Below are 25,187 nucleotides of genomic sequence, written 5' to 3'. Positions count from 1 at the left end.
AAGTCTAGCTTGAGCACAAAACGAACGCGCGCTGAATTCAAACGGAATTGACTTTCCCGGTTTTCAGAAAAAAGGGTTGTGAGTTTTCTGCTTTAACTCGGAGTATCCCAAAACATACCAAGGTGGGAGGATTTGTTATGAAAACAGCGGTAGTGACTGGTGCAGCGGGAGGGATGGGGCAAGCCATTTGTCGCCAACTGCGGGCAGATGGGTTCCATGTGTTTGGACTGGACCTCAACGAGGAGGGCCTAGGTGAATTGGCAACTGAGTTAGGTTCGGATTTTGCGCCTATCTGCGTTGACATAACGGATCCCATTGCTATCGCTCATACTTTTGATGGAATTAGGTCAGAGTATTGCGGTCTGGATGCTTTGGTAAACAACGCGGGCACCTGCTTCATGTCTGACTTCCCGCACATACCGCCCGAGGAGCTCGAAAAGCAGATGGCGATAAACTTTAACTCTGCATTCCACTGTTGCCAGCAGGCGGTTCAGTTGATGTTGGTACGCGAAGGCATCAAAAAGATTGTAAATATCTCATCGAATGGAGCTTACAATTTCGATGTGTTCGACCCTCCACACTACCGAGCGTCAAAAGCGGCGTTAGATACTCTCACCAAAGATCTCGCTCGTCGATACGCACAGGAAAAGATCTGTGTGAATTCTCTGGCTCCTGCCATGACTGAGACACCGTTGTTTAATGTCTTGACTAAAGAAGTTTTGGAGAAAGCCGTTAGTGCAATGCCGCATGGTCGCGCGATGCTACCTGAGCAAATCGCCTCTTGGGTCGGGTTGTCCCCCCTTTTACCTTCTGAACTCCCTCGAAATGGGCTGAAATGTCAGGGACTCTGGCATTGTCATCAAAAATGACACGTTCAGAGATTCGCCGATTCTCCACTTAAGAACTTGATTTTTATAGATTTTCTCAAGGGTGTAGGGCGACACATAGTTTTGCCATTCGGCGACCAGTAAGCCATTGATTTTGAGTCATTCGGCTTTTGATAGGCACACTGGTTTTGCCTTTTGCGACTCAAAGGTTTTCCATCACATCAAAGCAGCCCAATATTCCAGGCCGCACGGGCTTTAGGCAGTCAGCCAACCATACCAAGACCGATTAGACCGATTTCAAAACGGTTCTGGTATTCGATGTCGGCCACCGGGGCGTTTCCAAGACGCTGAGCCTGAAGCACACACAGTCAATGCACGCACAACGATCAGCCGGCCTTAGAAGTTGCCGTTTGAAGCCACCAACAGGATTAAGTTGTACAACGTTAAATCCGACTCGGCTCGTTTACGCAGTTCGTTCTTCTTCAATAGCCAATCTAGGCCTACTAGTTTATCCACACCCATCGCGACGAATTGCTTCCGTCAGCGATATTGGGTTTGTTTAGATACGCCGAATTACCTGATTACATCAAAGCGGGGCATCCCCGCCCTGTCGACACCTCGAACGGTCGCTGTTTCGAGACAGTCTCTCCCGGCTTTGGTTGTTCGACTACCTTCTTCGGTCCCAAGTTTCGTAAACACCAAGATAGGTTCGCTCACCTATTAAGTGCCCTTACGCAACTTCGAATTGAATTGAAACAGTCAACCCAGGTGAATTGTTTATGGCAGTTAAGAGCGACGAATGGTGGTCTGCAATAGCTTTCACTAGCGCCAACCCCAAACCATTCCCAACACTGTTACGTTCACTTTCCAGTTTATAGAAAGGAACAAAAAGCTTACCTAGTGTGTTTTCTGGAACGCCAGGGCCATTGTCGACTACCGAAAGCGTAACGATGCTTTCTTCTTGTTCAACGATCAGCAGAACCTTGGAATGCTCTGGACAATGATCAATTGAGTTCTGCAAAAGGTTTGCACAGAGCTGTTTTAGCATACCCTCATCGCCTTCGATTAGTGTGCGCCCTGATTGGTTCTCCACAAAACTAAGGCTTTGTGCCTTCAATTCCGCTAGCGGGATCATGTTCTCAACAGCTTCTCGACCCAGTCTATTCAAATCCAGATAGCTGAACGCTTTTGAACTGTTGCCTTCTTCGATGCGATTGATCCGCAAAACTGTTTCAAAGGTCCATTTGAGCCGATCAAGTTCAGATTGAATTTGGTCAATAGCTTCGACAGATTTACCCTCCGATTGCAGTGAATCCCTCGCTTGCTGAAGTGTGATGTAAGCATGGGTGAGCGGGTTCTTCAGATCATGCGCAATGGCCGCAGCGGCTGATCGTGTTGTTGACATCAAAGCAGTCAGGTTGTCGAGATGGCTGTTCATTAGCCTTGAAACCCGGTCTATCTGATCATTGTTCTTGCCGACCGGAAGCCTCGCTTTGACTTCCCCTCTTGAGACTTTGTTGAGCGTCTTCGCCATTTGATCAAGTTTGCGATATGTTCTTATGCTGGTGATGTAGCCAACCAATAGCGTGCAAAGCGTTGCTCCTAATCCGATTGCAACCAAAGACCAAGCCAACGATCGAAGTGTGCTTGTTACAAATGCAAGATCGCGACCAACCACGATTACGAAGCCACGGTAGGTTTGCACATTTACACGATGGATACGCTTTTCACCGCCTAGGTTAATGCCATCATCTTCGATTTCCCCCCAGCCTCGAAAGGATGGGTACTCGTCGATGTTTCCAGCCAGACGCTTCCCTTGACTATCGAACAGACCAATCAAACTCGTGTCGAACGGCAACCAGAGTGTCGCGTCATCAATCGCTTGCACCACGTCGGAATCGTTGTCGTTATCGTCCAGAATTTCTTGTATGAAACGCATTTCATCGATTAGCAACGAGTCCATTTCACGCTGCAAGTCGCCACGAATTCTTTCAAATGTCAAAAATGCCAATGCTGCAACCGAAAGAAGTATGACAACCGCTGCATACAACGCGGTAGTAAAGGCTGCTCCAGATACAATGTTTGAGCGTTTCATTCTTCTTTAGTCCGGTTTTTGTGTCGTCACCATGTTGTTCGGCTAACGACGAACCTGTTCTGGCGGATCGAGTATGTGATCTGAGGGTTTTAGCTGCATTTTCATTCGAAAAATGGGGAATTTGGCCGAATGTGTTGCAACACTGGCGATGCGGACCCAGCGAAGCTCAGTGGAGTCAACGCTTTGACGTCCATGCAAGCTGCACTTGATTGAGCATATCGAGCCATTTTTGACAGCCAACGCACAAGGAGTTCACGGCCGGTATTAGGAAGCAACAGAAAGCAGGTTTAGTTGAACTTACAACGCGCCCTTCCGAGGGGGAGGAAGGGCGCGCTGCTTTGACTGAGGGAAGCTTGCTTACGAGTGAGTGGTCCGTGTCTTCACGGCACCGGTAATACCCTCAAGAATGGGTACGAGTGCTTCCTCAGTCGAGTATTCGGCTTCAGTTCCGAACCTGACAGCATCTTCTGCAACATGATCTTGCCAGCGGGTTTTCACCATCCTTACGTTTTTGAAAGGTTATTGCGATCTACCCGATGAACACCGAGTGATTTGTGTTGATCATCCACTCTTTGTGCAATGTCCGTGATCTTCGATTGGTGTGGCACCATGAGTGGACAACTCATAGGTCATGGTTGGAAAATGGAGCACCATCGTCCAGACTTCGTCGGGTTTGATGTGGATAAATGTTACGCCGTCCAGGCCGTGTGCGACAGAGGCTGTGCCTTCTCTATCCTGTACAATCAGTCGCGCTTCTGAGAGGTCGGCATCCTGAAAAACCTGAACTACTTCTCCGTTAGTTTCTGACGTGCATTGGAATATTGTCTCGCCTGCCGTCGCCGCACTCGCGGGCAAGAATGCCATTAGGAATATTGCATTTTTCATCATTGTGTTTCCGATCAAAGAGGTTGAGCTTTCAGGTTTGAGTGGTCCAGGTGATGGTTAGAATTATAAGCAGCACAAATCTTCAGCTTGTGTTCAAGCCGCAATCGGGGGCTTCCCAAAACTCACACATACCCGCAGGCCCGGTTTGTTGTTTTCTGCGGTGATAAGTGCGCCGTGCCGCATTGCGATGGCCTTAACAAGCGATAGGCCAAGCCCATTTCCGGTGTCGTTTTTTGGGTGGCCAACTCGGAAAAACGCGTCAAAAATCTTGCTGATTTGTGGATCCGGAACCCCCGGTCCGTTGTCTTCGACAACCAGCTGTATCGCTTCAGTCGTGGCCGTAAGGGAAATCCTGATCCAACATCCAGAATGGCAAAACCGGAGTGAGTTGTTTACAAGATTGACGAGCAGCCGTTTCAGCATGTTTTCGTCGCCCCGTATCAAAATCGTGTCGGCGTTGTAGTCAGCGGTGATGTGTTTACCTGCTTCGACGGCGACCGGATGAAACGCCTCTGCCACATTCTCAACGAGTGCACTCAAATTGACGGTTTGGAAGCTTATCTCATGCTCGCCTGCCTCGATCTGAGATACTCTGAGTATTGTGTCGAAGACGGTTCTGATGTGCCTAAGGTTTTTCTCTAATTCGTCGAGGCTTGGTCGCGGGTCACCATCATTCTCAACTTCGCTATATACCTTTTGTAAAGCCATGAACCCGTTCGCCAAAGGACTCCTCAAATCGCGGGCAATTGTGACCGCAGTGGATTGAGCACAGTTGAGTGAGCTCGAAATCCAGTCGAGACGTCGGTTGATCATATGGCAAATTCGATCGCTTAGGTCGCTTGTATCTGACACGGGAAGACGAAGGCTGATATCTTCTTGAAAGACCTGGTCGAGGGTTCGCTCAATCCTTTGAAGTTTTCGATGGTCTTGAGCGCTGAAGTAATAGCCCAGCCCCAGGACAGCGGCAGTTGTCGAAAGCGTCAGCAGCAACAACCCTTCCCAAAGGTCTTTCAAAGCCTGATTAGGTGGTGTCAGGCTGCGAGCGACCACTGTGCGATACCCAAGATACTCTGATACATGGAGAAGATAGACGGGGGCGGTCCCACCGATTTGCAAAAAATCCGGATCGACTTCGTGCCAACCTATCGTATCGGGCGTTTTCGCAACTGATCCAGCAAGTGCAGAACCGTTCTGGTCGAACAGCGCGACTACGTGAAGCCCAGTTCGAATGGGACTATTCAAATGTTCAATTGCTCGCTGAACTGCTTCTGAGCCGCCGTCCAGCAAAATCTCATGAAGCAGGAGCTCTTCATCGAGGATCTGTTGCTGGAGATCACTACGAAGCCTGTCTGCAAGCGCTAAGTAGACAGCAGAGCCAAACACAGCAGTTATGATCCAGACTATCAATGCCGCGAAACAAGCCGATCGGAACGGAGCACCTGAGAGAATGCTAGAGCGGCCCATGAAGGCTGTATCCAACGTTTCGAGACGTGTGCAAAAGTGGCGTCTCGAAGGGTTTGTCGATCTTCGACCTCAGGCGACTTATATACGTTTCAATCACGGTCGAATTTGGATCAAAGTTGTAGTCCCAGACTTGCTCCAAAAGCATGTTGCGTGTCACGATCCGACCGGCATTCCGCATCAAAACTTCCAACAGCGCAAATTCACGGGGCAATAAGTCTATTGTAACGTCTTGCCTTTTCACCACCCTGCTGAGCAGATCCATCGAAAGATCGTGGACTTGAAGCCCAGTTGAGGCAATGCTGGTCGGCTGTCGTCTGATAATGCTGTTTAGGCGCGCCAGAAGTTCTGAAAAATGAAAAGGCTTAACCAGGTAGTCATCCGCACCTTCGGTCAAACCCTCAACTCTGTCCTGAACGTCGCCTATTGATGTGAGGAACAAAACTGGGGTCTGTTTCTTCGCGGCCCTCAAGGCTTTGAGAACAGAGAGACCATCCATTCCGGGCAACATACGGTCTAAGACTATAGCGTCACATTCGTTGTACAAACAATATGAGAGAGCATCTCGACCATCATCATACCACTCCACACTGAAACCGTTCGATCTCAGCCCGGAATTGACAAATTCGGCGGTCTTTTTGTCGTCTTCTGCGACGAGTATTTTCATTTTTAAGACCTCCGACATTACCGTTGGATCCGTTTGTCGCAGTTACCAATGCGGGGTTAAGTGAACTCAGCCATAACGGGATGGCTAAGTCCATTTGGCATTTCGTTGCAGGCTAGAGGCTGAGCGTTTCTTCAACAGCTTTTACTTGCAATCGGGCGAGCCCCAGATTGGCGGTCTTCTTATCCAACGCGACATACACAAAAATGTTTGGGTTTTTGTCGAGTGGACGAACCAGATGAAACTGTTTGCCAAGCGTGATCAGAATGTCTTCGATGGTATCGTTAAGTTTCAAAGCTTCAATTGCCTGAAGTTTGGCACGGACGACTTCAACATTCGCTGCCCCGGCGGTATCAAGATCAAACTTGGAACCGCCTTCTGTGCCTAAAGTAAGGCCTGTATCGCTGTCGACGAGGCACGCCCCCAGAAGACCTTTGATTTCACTTAGTTTAGAAATGTCCAACGACATGTTTGGCTCCTTTTTGGCCTTAGAATTGTTGATCTGACCCGCACCGCGCATTTGATTGATTGGACGAGTCCTATTGTTTGCAGGTGGGATGGTAATGACGAGTTTTTGAACCAAGCCAAACCTTTCGCCAAATCTGGCCAGCACAGAGGTGGCATCACCCTTGTGTCTCGACATTTGCTATCCAATTCTCGCTGTGATCGTGGAAGTAGAATGTCGAACTGGGTGCCTGTTGCTTCGAACTGCTTGGGCGTGAAGAAACAGCTGATCAACCAATCTGTCATCCAAACAAGGAAGATCGCCTGTCCCTTGACGGGGAAGACACTTGGGTTCTGATGTCACTTTCAAAACTGCTGCGCTAGGGTCTCGGGAGTTATTGTGCCCTCTGTGCAAAAAACTCAGTGCGACAACGCAGGCAAGGACCAAATATTGGGCAGTGTTGGTTGTAAAAGCCAGTACACTTTCCGAACCAAGAAGGAATGCGGGCCACAAATGACCGAGCTCAAAAAGAACGCCCGCCAAAACGGATAAAACAGAACTCAGCATCAGACCTTCGCCTCGTTACCAAACGACTAAGTGGTCCGTAGAGTATTCAGAGTTTTAACCGACCTTTCATAAAGCTTAAACATTTGTAAGAATTTATTTTTTACGTTGACGAAAAATGGAAGCTTCGGAGCAAATGGTTGATCAACTGACCGTGCGAGCATTCAGACGTCGGCTGTGGCTTAACGTTGAATCTCTTGGTATGCCTTCTAACGGTGAGACCAAGCAAGTTGTTGGTATATTTAATAAAGTCGCCAGACTTACTGACGAGTTATGCGATGGTACAACCAACTAAGAAGCTATCACGAACTGGTCAAGCTCCATAAAAACAATTGACAAGCCTCTAGGTTTTTTCGGGTAGAAGCACTTAATACGAAAGTATTAAATACTCTCAGTTGGGAAGTGAACTGACTGAAGGTCTGTTGCAAGCTGACATTAATTAAACATATCGGACCCGATAACTCACGCGGCTGCAAAGTATAGTTAATTTATCATCTGATAAATTTAGCCAGCGAAAACCCTAATTAAAATTCCACGCCAAACAATCTGCAAAGCACTCCATAGCGTCACCAAAATTCATCTGACGTTCATCAGCAGAATATCAGCGCTTCATCCGAGCGCGCTATCTTGTCCTACTGAGATAGAAATATTTGAATCTCAAGGAACAAACGTCGGTTAAAGGGATATCTTTGTTGTTAGATCGACGCGAGGCGACAAAGTGCAGAATAAGGACATCCGGCCATACGTTCTATTCGTTCATTTTCGCTCTTATCTTGATGATCGGGATTGGTCTATCGGGCAAAGCCACTGCACAGACAGCGAGCTTTCGCTCTGTCGATACAAACTCTGACGGCGTTCTTAGCTTCAATGAACTTGTGGCTGCATTCGGAGAAGCAGGTGCGCGCAGATTGATTGAGGATATCGACCGAAATGGTGACAGCCGCATTACGATCAGGGAATTACGGCAAAGCTCGGACAGGAAGAATGATGATCGAGACGAGCGTGAAGATCGGGGAAATCGGAACGGAGGAGAGCGAGATGACGGCAATGACGGCTCTGGCAGAAAGGGTGGCGGTGACGACCGTGATGATGACGGTGGAGATGATAGCGGGGACGACAATGGGGATAATGACGGCGATGACGACTGATCGCCGGCCACCCGACGTTGGGTGTTACGCTCAATCCGTCTTTCTCTGCCAACCCGGGATTTTGGGGCCGCTACGGATCTAAGCTCGCGCCCAATTCCCCCGCTCAAACATCGCGTTCATCTGCTGTTCATTCAATCGCACCACGTCCCTTCATGCACCTTTGCAACCTTTCTCACACGGTGCTGACAAGATGAAACCATGGACACGTCAGCCACGGAGCAAAACATGAAACAGTTTCCCCCAATCCCCCTCAGCGCTTGTGAAATCGCAAAATGGGCATTCACAACCCGCCGCGTTGATCGGTCGGATGTTCACGGGCTCAGCACTGAGATGAGCAACGCAAAAGCAGGTGATCTGATCCTCTGCGAGATCGTCGAGATCGGGCACCACAAGAAAATACAGCTAGCCGAACGGCGTGTTTCGACCAGCTATCCAGGCGATTTTGTTGTTTTGTGCCTAGGTGATCGCTATGCGCCAGACCAGTTTCTTGCCAGTGCCGTTGTCGACGATGATCTCATCGATCTGGTTGCGGGCGGCGGCGTAGCGGGCCGGGTGGATGCCGCGCATATCCGTATGGAGGACCCCACACGGTTGAAACCCCTAGGCCTTCTCACCGACGCCAAAGATCGGGTGATCAATATCGCGGACTATGCTCTGCCCCAATTGCCGGCCAATAACCAAGTGACTGTTATCGGCGTTTTTGGGGCATCGATGAATTCCGGCAAGACAACCGCTGCGTCAAGCCTGGGGCATGGCTTGACGCGTGCGGGATATTCTGCGTCGGGTGTCAAAGCCACAGGCACCGGGGCCTTTGGCGATTTCAACAGTTTTGAGGATGCAGGCGCGCCCGCGCTTGATTTTACGGATGTCGGGATGGCATCAACCTATCGGATGCCTCTGGAGAAGATCGAAACCGGCTTTGACACTCTGGTCGCGACAGCCGCATCGCGAGGGGCCGAGGTGGTGGTTGTAGAAATCGCAGATGGCGTATTCCAACAGGAAACCCGCGCAATACTCCGATCCTCACGCATTCGGGATCGTCTGGATGGCATCCTGTTTGCAGCACCAGATGCGCTGAGCGCATTAGGCGGCGTCACCGTGCTTAAACGGGTTGGGCTAAGCCCATTTGCGATTTCCGGGAAGGTAAGTTGCTCACCCCTCGCCTCGGCCGAAGCGCTCGAAGCCACCGGGTGCCCGATCCTGTCGCGTGAAGACCTTTGGTCGCCTGCAATGATCGCCCAACATGTTGCCCCCCTGATGCGGCATGAACCAGAGAACGTGGCCGCATGACCCCCCTCCCCAGATTGGCCACACGGGATCGCATCATCGATGCGGTCCTCGTGGTATCAAGCAGTGTCTTTCAAGCGGTTGCACTAGCCTTTGCTGCTTTCGCGACACGGGACGCGTTTGGGGCGATACACGCGGGACATGCGCTTGCCATAGAGACCGTATTGCAATTGGCCGGTTCCGGTGTAGGCACTGCTGCCTGTCTGTTCCTGTGCCGATATCGTGCGGAAGCGCTCGGCCAAAGCTATGCGATCTCATTGCGGCGTGCGCTCTATCAGCAGATCGCAAAACTTCCCAAATCGCGCCATGAGAGACGCCGAGTCGGCGCGCTGTCCTTAAGGTTTGTTGGTGATTTGTCAGCAGCCCGCATTTGGTTTGGACGCGGTTTACCAAGCGTCTGTTCTGCGGCAGTTATAATCCCAGGCGCCGCAGCCATTCTATTTTATCTAAATCCCGTACTTGCGGTCAGTGGAATGGCAGCACTTGGTCTGACTCTGCTGCTAGCAGCGGCAATGGCCTGGCATCTTGAGCATAGGCACCGAAGACTGCGCCGGCGCCGGGCCAGCATTGCGATCTCCATGATCGAGCGGATTGCGATTGCCCCTGAACTCGACCTAATGGGCAGGACAGACCGCGAATTACAGAAGCTAGACACGCAAGGTGCAACGCTGCGCCATGATGCGCTGGCACGCCGTGGCCGCGTGGTTGGCCTTCAGGCGATCCTGCAATTGGGTGTAGCATTCGTGAGTCTCTTGATGCTTTGGCAAGCTGGCCAAACAGGCATCGCCCCTGCGACCGTTGCGGCCTGCCTTGCTGTGATGGCATTGATCGCGCTTCCGTTACAAAATCTCGCGAGTGCTTGGGATCATCACTGTGCCTGGCGCGTTGCGCGCGAGAAAGCTCAACGGCTTCTTTCGGAGCCAACGGTCAATCGAAACGTCGCACAACAAACCGATGCCGTAGTCATTAACGTCACCGGAAAACTTGACGAAGCACCTTTCACATTTGTTGCCAAACCGAACAGGACCTCAGAGTTGACGGGACCGTACGCCAGTAAGCTCGCGCGATGTATCGCGGGCTTTGACACTTATGAGGGCATTGAAGTGCGCTATGGTGAGCATCAAATTCCACCAAAACTCGCGCTCATCGGAGACGTCCATATCGGGCTTCAGGGCAGTTTGCGCCGATCCGCAACCTTGATGTGCCGGAAACGGCCCAGCGACCGCAGAATCGCGAAAGTGCTGAGGCTATTAGGTCTATCCGACTTGCTCATGGCCCCCGAAGGTCTTGACCAACGTATCGCTGAAAACGGCCACGGGCTGTCATCTGATCAAACTTTGCGGCTAGATCTTGCGCGCGCTGTACTGTGCGAGGCCGAAGTTGTTGTAATCTCCTCAATCAGGTGGGCTGCCTGCCGACATCAACAAGCTGAACTGCTCGCGGCGTTTCAAGAGCTTTCGTCGGCAACGATAATATTGGCCGATGATCACGTCACCTCTAATCTGAATGAGAATTCAAAGGTCATTTGATATGCGCTCATCCACCCTGTTTGGAGTATACGCCGCTGTTCTCGTCGGGTTTCTGTGCGGGCTTGCGGGACTGACCCTCTACAGTCTGGAAAAAACCCGTTGGTGGGACGCCCGGATATTGCTGGCTCAAGAATCTTATGGGCTCCATCTCCGGCTTGAGGCAGACCTTTACCGCCTGTTCAAACAACATGGCGACGCGCTTCTGATCGGGGATCGGGATGACGGTGCCCGGGAAGCAGAGCTGCAAGTTAAAATCGCGAAAACTCTTGAAGACATTCGAAATGTCATCGCGCGCGAAATCCAAATGGTCGGCGACGAGGAAATCGAAGAACTGGAACTGCTCGATCAGATTGAGGACGACATTGAATCCGTGAACGCAGCCATTGCCAGCCTCACAGCAGAAGGCAGCCCGGTTGAAACCTTTGTTCGCATCGAACGTCTGGCAGCCCTTCTGGACGGAGACATCGATGACGAACTTGACCGAAAAATTAAATCCGCGCTTGATGAAGAGATCGAGGAAGTCGAAGACGTTCTGACAGAGGCCACGGTTTTCAGGGAATGGAACAAACGATTGGTCTACATGATTGTGGCAGCTGCCATTGGAGTGCTTCTGGTGGCCCTCGTGTCATTCAATCGTCAGATCAGGAAGCCTTTGATCCGACTTGCCGAAGGTATCGGCCATCTGCGCAGGGCCGACTACTCTGAGCCTGTGAGGCTTGGTGGCAGTCGCGAGTTCAGGGAACTCGGTACCGTTCTGAATAGCATGGCCGAAGGTTTGGCCGCACGTGAAGCCGGCCGCGCGGAACAAAAAAGACAACTTGAACAAACCGTCGCGGCAAGAACGTCCGAGCTCCAGCAACTCATCGACAAACTTGAGACCGGGGAAGAAAACCGCAAACAGCTGATGGCCGACATAAGCCACGAATTGCGCACGCCACTGGCGATCATACTTGGCGAGGCCGATGTCACATTAAGGACATCTGACAAGCTGTCCGAAGAAGTCTCAGATTCCCTGGCCCGTATCCGGGATTCTGCCAAGCACACCAATCAGATCGTCGACGATATGTTGACGGTGGCAAGGTTCGAGGCGGGTCAGCTTCGGCTTGATCGCAGGAAGACCGACTTGCGAAAGGTATTGCACGATGCCATCGCCATGTTCCCTGAGCCGGTTCAGGTTGAAACGCCCAAGGACAAAGTTGTCGCTTCGGTCGACGAAGTTCGCCTGCGCCAGTCCCTTTTGGCATTGCTGCAAAACGCCCGGCGCTATGGCGGTCCTACGATCGAGGCCAAGCTGGAAGAGGGCCTCGCCTCTTGCTCAATTACAATCGAAGACAACGGGCCCGGTTTAAGCGCTGCAGAAAAGTCCCAGGCATTCAACCGCTTCTATAGGGGTTCGAACGCCTCGGGTCAGGGAATCGAGGGCAGCGGTCTTGGCCTTCCAGTCGTCAAATCAATTGTCGAGGCCCATGGTGGAACCGTTGACCTTCAGGACCGTCGAAAGGGTGGTTTGAAAATTGTCTTAACACTGCCCAAAGGGCCACGGATGAAAGTTGTGCAATCAGATACGTGGCGAGAGATGGGCTGATGTTTTTTGTATATCTGAATTTCTGTTTCCAGAACCGAAGCGGCCATACTCCTTTTGGCATTGTGATGGATTGAAGCACCGAGCGAATTGAGGCTGACATGAATATTCTACTTGTGGAAGACGAGGTACGCGTTGCCGATTTCATCCGTCGTGGTTTGTCCGCAGAAGGCTGGACCGTCGATCATGCCTCAAGCGGGGAAGAAGCTCTAGAGCACGTGACCACAGGCGAATACGATGTCATCCTTTTGGATCTGATGCTGCCGGGAATTCAAGGGCAGGATGTCTGCCGCAAGTTGCGCGCCCGTAAATCCAAAATCCCCATCCTGATGCTAACCGCATTGGACAGCCCCGAAGAACGGGTCGAAGGATTGAAAATTGGCGCTGACGACTATCTTCCGAAACCGTTTGACTTCGACGAACTCATCGCGCGCATTGAAGCCCTGCACCGGCGCGCCAACAATTATGCCAGCGATCTCGGAGACACCGTCATCAAATGCGGAACCCTGAGCTTTGACAGACGCTCCCTTCACGTGACCGTGGCTGGCAAGGAGGTTCAGTTATCTAAAAAAGAACGCGATCTTCTTCTACTATTTCTAACAAATGTGGGTCGGGTTCTGTCCCGAGAGCGCATCCTAAACTCCGTATGGGGCATGAACGAAGATCCATTAACCAACGTCGTCGATGTTTACGTTGGTCGCCTACGGCGCAAAATTGGAAGCGAGGGTCAGCGGATCGTTACGCTTAGAAATGTTGGGTATAGGATGAGTTGACCAGCACACTGAGAACTTAGTCTGTAGGTTAGTTGGCCGCGACAAGTTCAGTATTCTAGAAGATGGTCACGTTTGTTCATAGCCGACATTCCCGGCATTCAGACAGGTTAAGACATTGCCCTCCCACGATTGGACCCACCGCCGCCTCGCCAGAAGAAAGCGCGACATGTGGCGAGTCAGACTACTTTCGTTGGCGCTGCTTAATACTTTCTTGCCCTCCCCAAAGGCTGCCGTGACAGCTCTGTTCAGCATCAGTACCTGATGCAGCGTTTATTGACCGATCTCACCATCTTCCGCCAGCAGACCGTTCATTTGGATGACATACGTGATGGCATAGAGAATTTTGTGAAGCGATCTTTGGTTGAGTGGTCAGCTAATCATCGCGCCCAACGTCCATTGCTTCAATTCACCTGCAAGCGGCCATTGATCCTTCATGCAAAGAAGGTTGGAAAAGGGCTAGAACGGCCCATCATGCTCTGGACAAGAATGCCGTTCGAATAGCAGCTTTCATTGCGTCCTGCGGCCCATGCCCTTTCGGTCTGCCTGAAGTCATCACAAGTTTGGAGGCAGGTGTGCTACCAAATCCCAATGTCTCGTTGACCACGGATAGCCCGATGTGAAGCGACGACCGGCCCAACAATCCAACCGCGATCCCTGCCTCTACCGCTGCAATCACGCCAGAAACGCTTTGGCTCGAATAGACGATACGGTATGGCTTTCTGCGGGCTTGTAACGAACTGATTGCAGCGTCGCGCCACCAACACGCTTCATCGAAAAGGGCCACTGGTAGGACTTCATCGGCTGAAAAATCCCGATGTGCCGAAGACACCCAACAAGTCGGGTCTTCATAAAGGAGTTCCTCAAAACCAGATGGAGTTTCGACCTCGTAAACCGCAAGGTCCAACAGCTCTTTGTCGAGCGCATCAGGAAAATGTGCGCTCAAGGCGCAGGTGACCTCCAGTTCGACTTTAGGATGATGACTGGTAAACGCCGCAATAATCGTCGCGAGTTTGGCGCGCCCGTGATCGTCGGGTATGCCCAAGCGTAGTTTTCCGCTCACAGAATTGTGTGAAATCTCCCGCTGTACCGCGTCGAGGCGGGCCGTCACGTCTTTCGCAACGAACAGCAACGTCTGCCCCGCATCGCTCAACACAACCCCGCGACCATGCCGATCAAAAACAGGGCGGCCCAGAATGGATTCCAGGCGTTTGATCTGAAGGCTCGTTGCAGATTGGGACCGGTGGATACGAGCTGCACCATCCGTGACACTGCCAGCCTCAGCCACGGCGACGAAGGTTCGCAAAAGATCGCTATCCAGATTCTCCATCTGTTTTTCCAATATCTGAAATTGAAACTATTCGTTTCAAAGATGGCTCGTGCCACTCTAATTTTCAAGTTCAAAGGAGTAGGTAATGTCCGATCAAACCGCTGCCCATCGACCATCTACCCGGAAAAATCTGATGTGGGGCGTTTCTCTGGTGCTGTTGTCGGGTGTCTGTCTTGTTTGGCCGGAACACGCGGCAAACGCTGTAAAGTTTGTCGTCTTGGGCTTGATTGTCGTCGCCCCAATCGTCATTCCGGGTATCATCCTTGCGGCCTGGATCATTGCCAGCAGCGCGGACACTCATATTGCTGCTGCCTTTGAGGGCAGGACATTTCGATCGGTGTTGGCCGCGTCGCTGATCGGAGCTGTTACGCCCGTCTGCGGTGTTACAGTGTTGCCGTTAATGGCTGGGTTGCTGGCTGCAGGTGTACCGCTTGCACCGATCATGGCATTCTGGCTGTCCTCTCCGATAACGGACCCGGCGATGCTCGCGACCACCGCCGCAACATTGGGTCTGAGCTTTGCGATTGGCAAAACTCTTGCAGCTTTCGGATTGGGTGTATTCGGGGGGGCGATTACCGGGCTATTTTCCAGGGCGCCTTGGGCAATGAATGCGCTTCGCGATAATGATCTCGCTCGCCAACTAAGTGCTGCGCGATGCGGCGAAGGTCAGCCCTTTGATCCTTGGGTATGGAGGTCCGAGGCGAGACGACGTTCCTTTGGCAAACAGTTCTCGGCAACCAGTCGGCTTATCCTAATTTGCCTGATTCCGGCGTTTGCAGCCGAGTACGCCCTGAACACGGCACTGACGCCCGGATCGCTAGCAGTATATGTCGGGGAAGACAAATGGTGGGCCATACCCGCCGCTGTCTTCATTGGTGCCCCAGCCTATATCGACGGGTACGCGGCACTCCCACTGACGCGAGGGCTGATCGACAACGGCATGTCCGAAGGCGCAGCGATGGCTTTCCTTGTATCGGGTGGCGTAGTCAGCATCTGGGGTGCAATGGCCATCGCACCGGTGCTCAAACTGAAGCCATTCATGTTATATCTGTTGCTTGCTGTCTTCGGGTCGATTGGAGCCGGGTATGCCTTTGAGTGGATCGTCTAAGAGCCAACGCCAATTAAATGCACGCGGTCAAAGAATGGCTATTCTGCCCGCCAACACGGAAATCTCAAAACTCGAGTTGAACGTCCGGGGTAGGTCGTCCTTAACATAATCAAACGCCTCTATCAGAAGGTAACTGCCTGCCCCCAATGGTCGCGAGAGTCGCAAAACCGCCCAATCCAGCATTTTGAAAAAACGCCCACAACCTCAAACCCTACCGCCAAAATGGTATTAGGGTCATCACGTACAACGCACCGTGGCTCCGGGTTACTGGCCTCAGAAATCCTTCCGACGGAAACCACCCATGATAGCACCACCCATCAGGCATGTTAGGTTTCGCCAGGATGGCTCAACCGCATAATTGGCCATTTCCGTAGCCAGCGTGTCAAAGGCGCCCTTGTTGGTTTTTATCATGTGACCAGGCGACATGAAGCCAGCAGTCAAGATCGATTTCTCGACATTCTCGAAGCACATGGCGTTGCCGAAATTGCCGACTCCCGAGACGAACTCCTTGCCTTCTTCGTTGCCGCCCCATGTCAACCAGGGTGAAAGGAAGATGAATGGTGGCATGGCGTTTACGGCAATTGCGCCGTATTCCATATCAGTTATCGCTCGGTCCAGAGCAGCCTGATGCGTTTTCTTGGTGTCCTCGTCGATTAGGATTGCGCTGCCCAACGTGCCAAGCAGCTTTTCATTGCAGAAGGCAACTGCAGCGGGCAGGAATTCGGTAGCGTTGGCAGGCACGTCCAACGGCACCTCACCTGTGATCTGGCAGAAAGCCTGGTTGCGTGTGCCATAACTGTCCACTTCGATCCCGGTGATCAGCAGGTTTTCAGCCGCCTTGAACAGACCGCCCTCCGGTGACAGCTGCTCAGCTTGCGGATAGGCGTTGAGGAACCCGTCTTTCACCTCGCCAGCCCCCGGATAATAGGTGCCCTCGGCGGGCGTGTCTTCGACGATCGCCTTGCGAATGGCATCCAGGAACTTATCCCGCTGGGCCCAGTGTTTCGAGGTTACCAATGTTTGAACCCGACCGCAGACAGCTCCACCGTTGAGCTTGTTAATCGTGACGATCTGGTGTGCTTGATGAGCGATTTCCTTATCGGTCCAAGGGCGGTCGCCCGGCACGATGATCACCGGGTTGTTGCCTCCGCATTCGGAGATCAATTCGGCCTGGGTGGCACTTTGAATTGCTTTGGCGGCACCCGCACCGCCCGTGAAGTAGATCTTGTCGATCCTGGTATCAGTCGTCAGCACACGGCCTTGGTCGTGATCAGCGAAAGCCAGGGCTTGATGATCGATCAGCGGGGCCATGACCTTTTCCCAAACCTTATCGCTATCGGCATTCAGGTGGTGTGGTTTGTGCACCACGACCTTGTTGTCGAAGAAGATTGCCTTGAGCATCTCCAAAGACGACGAATAGTTCCCTGCGCCCAATACGGCGGTGATCCCGGCAGATTTGTCCATCGGATTCACTTGCTTCGGTTCGCCATTGACCCGAATGAAATCCTTCCGGTCGCCGTTCATCAGCTTGTCCTTGGTGTCGATTGGGAAGACCGCAATGTCATAGCGATCATTACCAACTTTGGTGATGCTGATCGGTTCCGGCATCTTTCCATGCACGATGCCTTCATAAACGTCGATGGCAGCAGAAACGGTATTGGCCATCGGAACAATCGTGGCGATCTTTGATAACGGGTCAGTATAAATCTCTTCGCCCATCTGACCATTTTTCATCGCAGTGTCCGAGGCGGCGAGTTCATCGCCAAATTTCTTTAGGTTTTCGCGCACAGCTTCCAGTAGGGCTAACCTCTCAGCGGGTGAGGTGTCGGCCCATTTCTGCGGGTTCAGGTGCATAATGGCGTCGTCGGCTTTCATCTAATTGTCCTTAAGTGTTCGGTCGGAGCGAGTTGGGAAAAGCAGGATCAGCGAGCGATCGACATGACCATCCGGTCGAAAGCACGGTCGCCCAACCATTTGCGGACGCCCATCATCAAGCTTGCGTATTTACCGGCGGCGTAGCGGGTCTTGGGTCTGCGGGCCTTCACCGCCCGGGACACAACATCTGCAATCACTTGTGGAGACGAGCCGCCACCATCCTTGTAGTTTTCGGCGGTTGCCTTGGCGACGGTTTTGGCCATCGGTCCATAGGCCGTATTGCCCGAAAACTTCAGCATCGGGCCTTCAACAACATTTCCGAAAGAGGTTTGAATGATGCCGGGTTGGACCACAACCACGTCAATACCAAACTGTTTCAGCTCAAGGCGCAGGCAGTCAGACAAACCTTCGAGAGCGTGTTTCGAGGCATGATACCAAGCACCCAAGGGCGTATAAATCTTGCCGCCCATCGACGTTATGTTGATGATCTTACCCGCACGTTTCTCGCGCATGTAGGGAAGCAGTTCCTGTATCAACGCGGCCGCACCGAACAGGTTCACGTCCATCTGATAACGTGCTTCGTCGATCGGCACGTCCTCGACCGCACCATAAAGTCCAAAACCCGCATTGTTCACCAGCACATCCGCGCCGCCGAACTTGTTGGTGATCTCAGCGACAGCGGATTTGCGACTGGCCTCATCTGAGACATCCATGGCAACAGGATGCGCGCCGAGCGCTTTCAGATCGTTCATTTGCTCCACCCGTCGGGCGGCAACGACGACAGTCAATCCATCCTTGATCAGTTGCTTAGCGATCACTTTACCCATGCCCGACGATGCACCGGTAACGAGCGCAACTTGCAGTGTGTTTGCCATTATTTTCTCCAATTGTTTTGGACAACTTGTCTTGTTCCGGATCACTTGCTCCGTTTGGCCCAAGTCGATGCGTTCGGAATCTCCGGATACAAACGCAGATTGGAGCTTACGATAGCGCGGCAGTTCACTTGTTTTGTGGGCGCGGACTAAGTTCCCACATATCCCTCGCCTCGGCCGGGGTCATGCCGGTCCAGCCTTGGAACGCGCGATAGAATGAGTTCGGCTCGCGGTATGCCAGCAAATAAGAGATTTCCTCGACGTTCAGCCCCTCCTCACTCAGATAGTGCATCGCCAGTTCTAAACGGGTTGATTCCAGCAGAGTTTGGAAGGTCTCACCTTGCTCCTTCAGTTGGCGTTGCAACGTGCGCTTGGACATGGCCATCCTCTTGCACATCGCCTCAATATTTGCCTCACCGGAAGGCAACATGTCATGTAGAGCCCGCTTGGCGCGCATCACGATGGGCGTGTCCGTTTCATAAGACTCCATCTTGCGACGAAGTTGCTTTTCAAATTCCGGCCAGGCTTCCTCGTTTTCAGTGATCAGGGGCAGGTCCGCGTCTTCGCGACGAAGGGAAATGCTTGCGCCGGGAGTTGGGTGGCGTCCCAGATACGAAAGTAATTCCTCACCCGGATGTTCAATGACTGGAAGCTTCACGTGTGCTGGCACGATATGCTCGGCAGTGTGGCAACGCGCGCACTCCAGCAGGTAAAGTGCTTCGAACCAGAGCATTCGCGGTGGGACTGGAATGGCGGTATCGACAGAGCCGATGGCAACGTGCAGGCAATCATCGTCCTCGGAGAGGTCCAGAGTGATCGGCGCCATCAACGGTTTGAACACTGACAGACGTTGAAGCCCGGTACCTACATCGGGCGAGCAGGAGAAAGAGAATATCGCGGGCGTAAACGGCGCATGAGCAAAGAGTTTGCCCAAGACGAGCGGCAAATCTGGGCGCTTGGCTTCTTCTTCAACTGCCTGCCACAGATCGAAAACTTGTGCGGGCGTGACCCCCTTGCCCTCGTTGCACAGGAAATCACGTGGAAACCCGGCTCGGAGAAACACCTTCTCGGGCGAGATTTTCAACAACTTGGCCAACTGTGTAATAGACTTGGCCATTGGGTAAAGACGGTTTGGCGATTTCGCCTCCTGAAGCGAGTGTATTAGCGCATCCTATATTCGCATGTGATTTCCACCGCGCCAGAGGCTTGAAACCCTTTGGCGTGTTCTGATGGTCCTTTGGCGCAATATGATAGAGCAACAGCGAAGCCCCAGCATCGTGTTCCTCAAAAACTCGACGTTGACCTTTCACGTTACACTATGTTGCTGCTCTGGCTGCTAGGTCCGTGAAGAGCCCATTTCTTCTAGTTACAAATGTGCTAGTTTTTCGAAATGAAACATGCGGAGCCATTCACTTTTCGCAGTGCTACAGTTGCCGATCTTGAACTGCTACTAGACTGGCAATCGCGTCCTCATGTCCGAGAATGGTGGGATTCTACTGAGCCCAGTGAACCCAAGGATTTCGACGACACGCGGGTTGCTAGGTGGATTGTTGGTTTTTCCGATCAACCCTTTGCATATATGCAAGACTACACCGTTCATGGTTGGGATGATCATCATTTCTTTGATCTGCCTAACGGATCGCGCGGCATTGACCAGTTCATTGGCGAATTTGACATGGCTGGAAAGGGGTACGGACCGAACTTCATAACACAAAGGGTCAAAAAACTTTTTGAGGAGGGCGCACCGGTGATCGCCACCGACCCGCACCCAGGAAACGTTCGCGCGATTGCTGCATACAGGAAAGCTGGCTTCAAGGAATTGCGACCTGCTGAGGAAACTCCTTGGGGCCTAGTCCTTCCTATGGCCACTTACCCTCAGACTTTATAGTCCCGACGTCGGTTTCGTCCGAATTGCGGTCGTGGCGGTTTGGCACCACAAATGGCTGGTTTCGCAACCATTGGGTGACTTGCCGCGCCATACCCAACCACTAACGTCGTTGAAGCGGTTTTATGTGAAGCGATCTCTGGTTGAGTGATGGACCTTCAGTGGAACGAGTACGAAAGACTGCCTCGCGGACAAAGTCACTATATGGAAAATCAGGTGGTTTCCAAATTTACTGATATCCGTCTGGGTCGTTAGGTGTGTGTAATAACGTACCTTCAAATGCATCGAGATCATCAGTCATTTGCAGCCAAGGCAACTTGCTTTGCTTGTTAACGTGAAATGTCGGTTCGAAATTTTCCGGGTTTTCGAGCGACGCAGCGTAGAGGTGCATACCACCTGGATAGTGATCGGCTTCAAACCCAATTGGTGACCCGCAAGTTCCACAAAAGTGCCTGAAAACGCCTTTGGAGCTTTCATAAGTGCGGGGTTTAGCACCGGTCCATTCAAAGTTTTCTATCGGCACACCGAACCAAGCAACCACCGGCGCGGCGCAATTCCGACGGCAGTTATCGCAGTGGCAATAGCATGACCATGTTTGGTCACCGTGGTAGCCCAAGATATTGAACCTGAGCACAGCGGCACTTGCCGTTCTGTTTTGCAAACATAGGCAAGTGCCTTACGCGTAGAAGTACGCCCAAATTCTAAACTACGTCAGGTTGCGACGTGCGAAACATCCCTGTCTGGCGAATAGATGTCGAGGATGTTCCAATGCCCGGTAGTTGGCGTCGGATTGTTGATCATCGGGACATCAAGGACAGTTGGTTTGCCGCTGGCGATTGCCGCTTCCAATGCCGGCAACAATTCATCAGCAGCACTGAGCCTGTGCCCTTCAGCACCGTAGGCTCGTGCGATGTCTGCATAACCCGGTCCGTTTGCGGGAGCTTCAGCTGATCCAGGGAACGTAGTCCCGTATGTCAGACCATAATGCGCCTTTTGCAGACCTGCGATAGTTCCGAAGGCGTTGTTGTTCATAACCAGCCAGATGATGCCCAGATCAAGTTCGACGGCCGTTGCCAGCATTGATGGGTTCTGACCGAAACCGCCATCGCCAACCAGACTGATCACCACGCGATCTGGTGCTGCCAGTTTCGCACCGATCGCGCCCGGAGGGCCAAACCCCATAGTCGCGAACCCGCCCGGAGTCAGGATCGAACCGGGCGTCAGGATATCGAACTGTTGCCCAACACCGTTCTTGTTCCAGCCAACGTCCGTAGTGATGATGGCATCCTCAGGCAGTGCCTTGCGGGTATCTGCCAAAATGCGCTCGGGCATCATCGGAAAGGCCGATGAGGTCGCCATTTCCACGTTGCGCGCTTTGAAATCCGTTCGGAAGTCGGCGATCTTCTGTTCCAGCGCGGGGCGTTTGAAGCCGTCCGGATACATCTCGCGGGCGACCCGGTTGAGGACGCGCAATGCGGCCTTGGCGTCAGCAACGACTCCGATCTCGGTGGGATAGTTCCGACCAATCTCCTGCGGTTCGATGTCGATGTGAATGACCTTGGAACCGGGAATATTGAAGGTATAGCCGGGGTACCAGCTAGAGCAATCGGCCTCTTTGAACCGGGTTCCCAGCGCAAAGATGTAGTCCGCATTCAAGCAGGACTGGTTGACCAATTCGGTGCCCCAAAACCCGGTCATTCCCAGTACAAGCGGATGGTCGTCTCGCAACGCGCCTTTACCCATCAGGGAATGCGCGACTGGAAGGCCCATATGTTCAACAAATTCTCGCAACTCCTCGCTGGCCTGTGCCAGAAGAATACCACCCCCGACATAAGCGACTGGGTTTTCGGCTTTAGCCAACGCTTCGACAATCTCTCCCGCTGTTTCATCGTCAATCGACGGTTTCTTGAGCGCGCGCGTGTTGTCGCGGATACGGTCGAAACTGTCCGAGGGGATCACCTCTGAAAAGATGTCCATGGGGACATTGACCAGTACCGGCCCGGGCTGGCCGCTTTCAGCGAGATGAAACGCCTTTTCCAGAATCTCGGCCATCAGGTCGGCGCGATCCACGCGCCAAGCGCGCTTCACGAAGGGTCGGTAAATCTCCCATTGGGCTGCGTCTGCATGCAGGTTCACTTCCTGATGCGGATGTTTACCGTAGTAATGCGTGGGAATGTCACCCGCGATCACGACCATCGGGATACAGTCCAGTGCGGCGTTGGCGACCCCGGTGGCGCAATTGGTCAGCCCCGGGGAGAGATGGGACAGCACCACCGAGGCCTTGCCCGTCACGCGGGCATATGCATCCGCCGCGTGGCTGGCGATTTGTTCGTGTCGTACTGTGACGAAATCGATGGGACTTTCCGCCAGCGCAGCTAGAACCGCAATGTTCGTGTGCCCGCACAGGCCGAAAACGTGCTTGACCTCACGGCGTTCGAGAAAGTCAACGATATGTTCGGCAACGGTTTTGCCGTCCAGTTTCGCTACGTCCATCACGCGACCTCCTGTCCGTAGAACTCACCGAACAGGTCCGGCTCCGAGGGGCGATCCTCAGGGATCGGACGGCTGACCCAAGTGTAGTTCATCATGTGTTTCATGGTGACGTTTTCGTTGGTGATGTTGCCGCCCCAGATGCCGCAGCCCAGGCTGCTGGTCATAGGCATGCCATTTGTCCAGGCACCCGCATTGGCCTTGGATTGAGGCTGTCGCACCATCATACGGCTGACCGGAGCCAGACGCGCCAACCGGTCGATGTGATCGTCATTGTGGCTGTAGATGCCGCAGGAGTGACCTTTGCCCCCGGTGTTGTAGATCTGGCTGACCGTTTCCAGCGCGTCATCGAACGTGTCGAAGTGATAAAGCGCCATCAGAGTGGTCAGTTTCTCCTTAGAGAACTTGTGCTGCGGGCCGATTTGCCCCTGATTTTCAACCATCAGAAACTTGCGATCTTCGGGGATGCTAAAACCGGCGACCTTGGCCGTTTGCTGCGGCGGACAAGCGATGGTCGGAAACGTACGGTTGCCCTTTTCGTCCCACATGGCCGCTTCGAGCATGGCCTTCTCTTCATCCGAACACAGGTAGCCGCCCTCGGCTTGAAGTGCCTTGACCATATCATCGTAAACTGAGCGCTGGATGATGATGTTGCCATCGGCTGAGCAACCGGACCCAAAATCAGAGGTCTTTGAAATACGCGTATTCTGCGCGGCGATGTCCAGATCGGCGGTTTCATCGATGACGATGGACGAATTGCCCGCGCCGACGCCATAGGCCGGGCGCCCAGAACTGTACGCCGCTTTGACCATGGGTTTGCCACCCGTCGCCAAAGTCAGGTCGCAGATCTCCATCAGATGTTGCGTCAATGGGATCGACGGTTTGCGAATGGATTGGAACAAGTCCTCGGGGGCACCGGCAGCACGACAAGCTGCTCGCATAACCTCGACCATTTCGAAGGTGGTATGGGCGGTTCGCGGGTGCGGGCTGAAGATGACCGCATTCCGTGCGTTTGCGGCGGACACGCCGGTCACCGGTGGCGTCATCGCCGGGTTGGTCATCGGGATCAGGGAGGCGATCACACCGGCAGGTTTGGCATATTTCACGAGCCCCTTTTCTTCGTCGACTTCGACGATCCCCGTCGAGGGCGTACGCAAGACGTCTCGCAGCACCATGTGAATCTTGAATCGCTTCGCAGGGCGCCCTGCGCGATCTCCGATGCCGCTCTCGTCCACGCCTTGTTGAGCCAAACGCGTGAAGGTTTTCTCATTACCCGCATACCACGCAATTGCCTGAGACAGGCGGTCCAGCCTGTCCTGATTCCAATCCTCGATCTCGGCCATGGCAGCGCGGGCGCGTGCCAGCATATCGGCCGCCATGTTGCGGTCGTTTTCAGTGAGCTCTTTGCCCATAATGATCCTCTTGGTGTTTTGGAATTGCTGCATCGGGCATACGACGCTGTGACTGCGCCTCGCCGAATGTTCGCTTGGCGTGGCTGAGACAGCGACGCGCGTGTTCTTCATATCCCAACTCGGCAACGCGGCTTTGGTTGGGCAGTTCGATGGAATAGTCGACGGGTGGCATCCGTTCGATGATGCCGGTGAAATCGATCCAACCTTCGCCGGGATACAGCCGCGCATCGCGGGCCAGTTGGATCATGCCCTCTCGCGTATCGGCGATGCCGGGTAGGCAATCGGAGATATGCAGGAAGTGAAACAACTCCGAGGGGACGTGCAGAAGCTCTCCGAGATCAACGCGACTGAGGTGCAGATAAAGCGTATCGACCAGAATTCCGCCATTCGGCTGATCGGAGGCACGGACAATATCCAATGCCTCATCCAGAGTGCGCAAGCGAGAAAAACTTGGGAACTCCAGGTCCACTGTTAGCCCGTAGGGCGCGGCCAGTTCGCAGGTTTCAGAATAGACGTCGATCAGGAAGTCACGATCATCGCGGGTATTGGTCCACGCGCTCATGATTATGCGTTTAGCGCCCAATTCCCCACCGATCTCAAGAGAAGGTTCAAAACTGCGCGGATCGACGTCTTCCGTGATGCGCGCAAGTTCGACATCGAGGACTTTCAAGCCAGTGGTAGAGAGAGCAGTTTTGGTGGCTTGCACCTGTGCCTTGTCGTTTGGAGATTGAGTGAATTCACCGGGCACATGCATCGGAATAAATCGGGGGCTGACGGCATCGTACCCGGCCCGCGCGGCGATATAGACCAGCTCGGGCGGCGTACAGCCAATCAGCGTCAGATGCGCCAAGGAATAGAGAGAGGGGCTTGCGCCAGCCTCTTCGGGTTTCACCATGAACGACAGCTCCACGTGTCTGCGAATCTCAAAATCATCACACGTAGTAAAAAATATCTGATA

General features: G+C 52.9%; 20 protein-coding genes. 8 read left to right on the top strand and 12 right to left on the bottom strand.

Features of this window, described 5'->3' with window-relative positions:
- Positions 1 to 137: 137 nt before the first annotated feature.
- Complete coding sequence (locus ACR0AW_RS19065) at positions 138 to 869, top strand: SDR family NAD(P)-dependent oxidoreductase (protein ID WP_480439458.1); 732 nt, start codon at positions 138 to 140, stop codon at positions 867 to 869.
- A 688-nt stretch (positions 870 to 1,557) separates the two neighbouring features.
- On the opposite strand, the gene ACR0AW_RS19060 is transcribed toward ACR0AW_RS19065, so the two are convergent.
- From ACR0AW_RS19060 to ACR0AW_RS19045, 4 genes are all read right to left on the bottom strand, one after another.
- Positions 1,558 to 2,922, bottom strand: coding sequence for a sensor histidine kinase (locus ACR0AW_RS19060; RefSeq protein ID WP_170516074.1), 1,365 nt, complete (start codon positions 2,920 to 2,922; stop codon positions 1,558 to 1,560).
- 978 nt (positions 2,923 to 3,900) lie between these two features.
- On the bottom strand, positions 3,901 to 5,271 hold the full coding sequence (locus ACR0AW_RS19055) for a sensor histidine kinase (RefSeq protein WP_170734042.1): 1,371 nt from the start codon (positions 5,269 to 5,271) through the stop codon (positions 3,901 to 3,903).
- On the bottom strand, positions 5,258 to 5,935 hold the full coding sequence (locus ACR0AW_RS19050; RefSeq protein ID WP_170734041.1) for a response regulator transcription factor: 678 nt from the start codon (positions 5,933 to 5,935) through the stop codon (positions 5,258 to 5,260). Before ACR0AW_RS19050 ends, ACR0AW_RS19055 begins: the two co-directional genes overlap by 14 nt.
- Before the next feature lie 112 nt (positions 5,936 to 6,047).
- Positions 6,048 to 6,575, bottom strand: coding sequence for a roadblock/LC7 domain-containing protein (locus ACR0AW_RS19045; RefSeq protein WP_480439453.1), 528 nt, complete (start codon positions 6,573 to 6,575; stop codon positions 6,048 to 6,050).
- Positions 6,576 to 7,717: 1,142 nt separating this feature from the next.
- Between ACR0AW_RS19045 and ACR0AW_RS19040 the strand changes: the two genes are divergently transcribed.
- From ACR0AW_RS19040 to ACR0AW_RS19020, 5 genes are all read left to right on the top strand, one after another.
- On the top strand, positions 7,718 to 8,089 hold the full coding sequence (locus tag ACR0AW_RS19040) for an EF-hand domain-containing protein (protein WP_170734040.1): 372 nt from the start codon (positions 7,718 to 7,720) through the stop codon (positions 8,087 to 8,089).
- A gap of 225 nt (positions 8,090 to 8,314) precedes the next feature.
- Positions 8,315 to 9,379: a DUF1611 domain-containing protein gene (locus ACR0AW_RS19035; RefSeq protein ID WP_170734039.1), complete on the top strand. Its 1,065-nt coding sequence runs from the start codon at positions 8,315 to 8,317 to the stop codon at positions 9,377 to 9,379.
- Positions 9,376 to 10,905, top strand: coding sequence for an ABC transporter ATP-binding protein (locus ACR0AW_RS19030; protein ID WP_170734038.1), 1,530 nt, complete (start codon positions 9,376 to 9,378; stop codon positions 10,903 to 10,905). The genes ACR0AW_RS19035 and ACR0AW_RS19030 overlap by 4 nt, the downstream gene beginning before the upstream one ends.
- A 1-nt stretch (position 10,906) precedes the next feature.
- On the top strand, positions 10,907 to 12,490 hold the full coding sequence (locus tag ACR0AW_RS19025) for a sensor histidine kinase (protein WP_170734037.1): 1,584 nt from the start codon (positions 10,907 to 10,909) through the stop codon (positions 12,488 to 12,490).
- A 98-nt stretch (positions 12,491 to 12,588) separates the two neighbouring features.
- Complete coding sequence (locus ACR0AW_RS19020; protein ID WP_170516058.1) at positions 12,589 to 13,260, top strand: response regulator transcription factor; 672 nt, start codon at positions 12,589 to 12,591, stop codon at positions 13,258 to 13,260.
- A gap of 469 nt (positions 13,261 to 13,729) precedes the next feature.
- On the opposite strand, the gene ACR0AW_RS19015 is transcribed toward ACR0AW_RS19020, so the two are convergent.
- Positions 13,730 to 14,587 (bottom strand): LysR family transcriptional regulator, encoded by an 858-nt coding sequence (locus ACR0AW_RS19015; protein WP_170734036.1) that lies wholly within the window; start codon positions 14,585 to 14,587, stop codon positions 13,730 to 13,732.
- 85 nt (positions 14,588 to 14,672) lie between these two features.
- Here ACR0AW_RS19015 and ACR0AW_RS19010 point away from each other — a divergent pair, with 85 nt between their 5' ends.
- Positions 14,673 to 15,695, top strand: a complete 1,023-nt coding sequence (locus ACR0AW_RS19010) for a permease (protein WP_170597719.1) — start codon at positions 14,673 to 14,675, stop codon at positions 15,693 to 15,695.
- 273 nt (positions 15,696 to 15,968) lie between these two features.
- Here ACR0AW_RS19010 and ACR0AW_RS19005 read toward each other — a convergent pair whose 3' ends face one another.
- The 3 genes from ACR0AW_RS19005 to ACR0AW_RS18995 form a co-directional block, all read right to left on the bottom strand.
- Positions 15,969 to 17,570 (bottom strand): aldehyde dehydrogenase family protein, encoded by a 1,602-nt coding sequence (locus tag ACR0AW_RS19005; RefSeq protein WP_170734035.1) that lies wholly within the window; start codon positions 17,568 to 17,570, stop codon positions 15,969 to 15,971.
- Positions 17,571 to 17,617: 47 nt separating this feature from the next.
- Positions 17,618 to 18,445 (bottom strand): oxidoreductase, encoded by an 828-nt coding sequence (locus ACR0AW_RS19000; protein WP_170734034.1) that lies wholly within the window; start codon positions 18,443 to 18,445, stop codon positions 17,618 to 17,620.
- 124 nt (positions 18,446 to 18,569) lie between these two features.
- Positions 18,570 to 19,559: an AraC family transcriptional regulator gene (locus tag ACR0AW_RS18995; RefSeq protein WP_170734033.1), complete on the bottom strand. Its 990-nt coding sequence runs from the start codon at positions 19,557 to 19,559 to the stop codon at positions 18,570 to 18,572.
- Between the two features lie 273 nt (positions 19,560 to 19,832).
- Between ACR0AW_RS18995 and ACR0AW_RS18990 the strand changes: the two genes are divergently transcribed.
- Complete coding sequence (locus ACR0AW_RS18990) at positions 19,833 to 20,330, top strand: GNAT family N-acetyltransferase (protein ID WP_170734032.1); 498 nt, start codon at positions 19,833 to 19,835, stop codon at positions 20,328 to 20,330.
- 226 nt (positions 20,331 to 20,556) lie between these two features.
- Here ACR0AW_RS18990 and ACR0AW_RS18985 read toward each other — a convergent pair whose 3' ends face one another.
- The 4 genes from ACR0AW_RS18985 to ACR0AW_RS18970 all read right to left on the bottom strand — a co-directional run bounded on the left by ACR0AW_RS18985 (position 20,557) and on the right by ACR0AW_RS18970 (position 25,124).
- Positions 20,557 to 20,961: a GFA family protein gene (locus ACR0AW_RS18985; protein ID WP_480439449.1), complete on the bottom strand. Its 405-nt coding sequence runs from the start codon at positions 20,959 to 20,961 to the stop codon at positions 20,557 to 20,559.
- Between the two features lie 77 nt (positions 20,962 to 21,038).
- On the bottom strand, positions 21,039 to 22,820 hold the full coding sequence (locus ACR0AW_RS18980) for a thiamine pyrophosphate-binding protein (protein WP_170734030.1): 1,782 nt from the start codon (positions 22,818 to 22,820) through the stop codon (positions 21,039 to 21,041).
- Entirely contained in the window at positions 22,820 to 24,229 is a 1,410-nt protein-coding gene (locus ACR0AW_RS18975) for an aldehyde dehydrogenase family protein (RefSeq protein WP_170734029.1), read from the bottom strand. The genes ACR0AW_RS18980 and ACR0AW_RS18975 overlap by 1 nt, the downstream gene beginning before the upstream one ends.
- Positions 24,210 to 25,124, bottom strand: coding sequence for a sugar phosphate isomerase/epimerase family protein (locus tag ACR0AW_RS18970; RefSeq protein ID WP_170734053.1), 915 nt, complete (start codon positions 25,122 to 25,124; stop codon positions 24,210 to 24,212). The genes ACR0AW_RS18975 and ACR0AW_RS18970 overlap by 20 nt, the downstream gene beginning before the upstream one ends.
- Between the last annotated feature and the right edge of the window lie 63 nt (positions 25,125 to 25,187).

Source organism: Ruegeria sp. C5 (genome assembly GCF_056537605.1).
The sequence above is the reverse complement of the archived record's forward strand: the minus strand, read 5'-3'. Positions and strand labels throughout refer to the sequence as shown.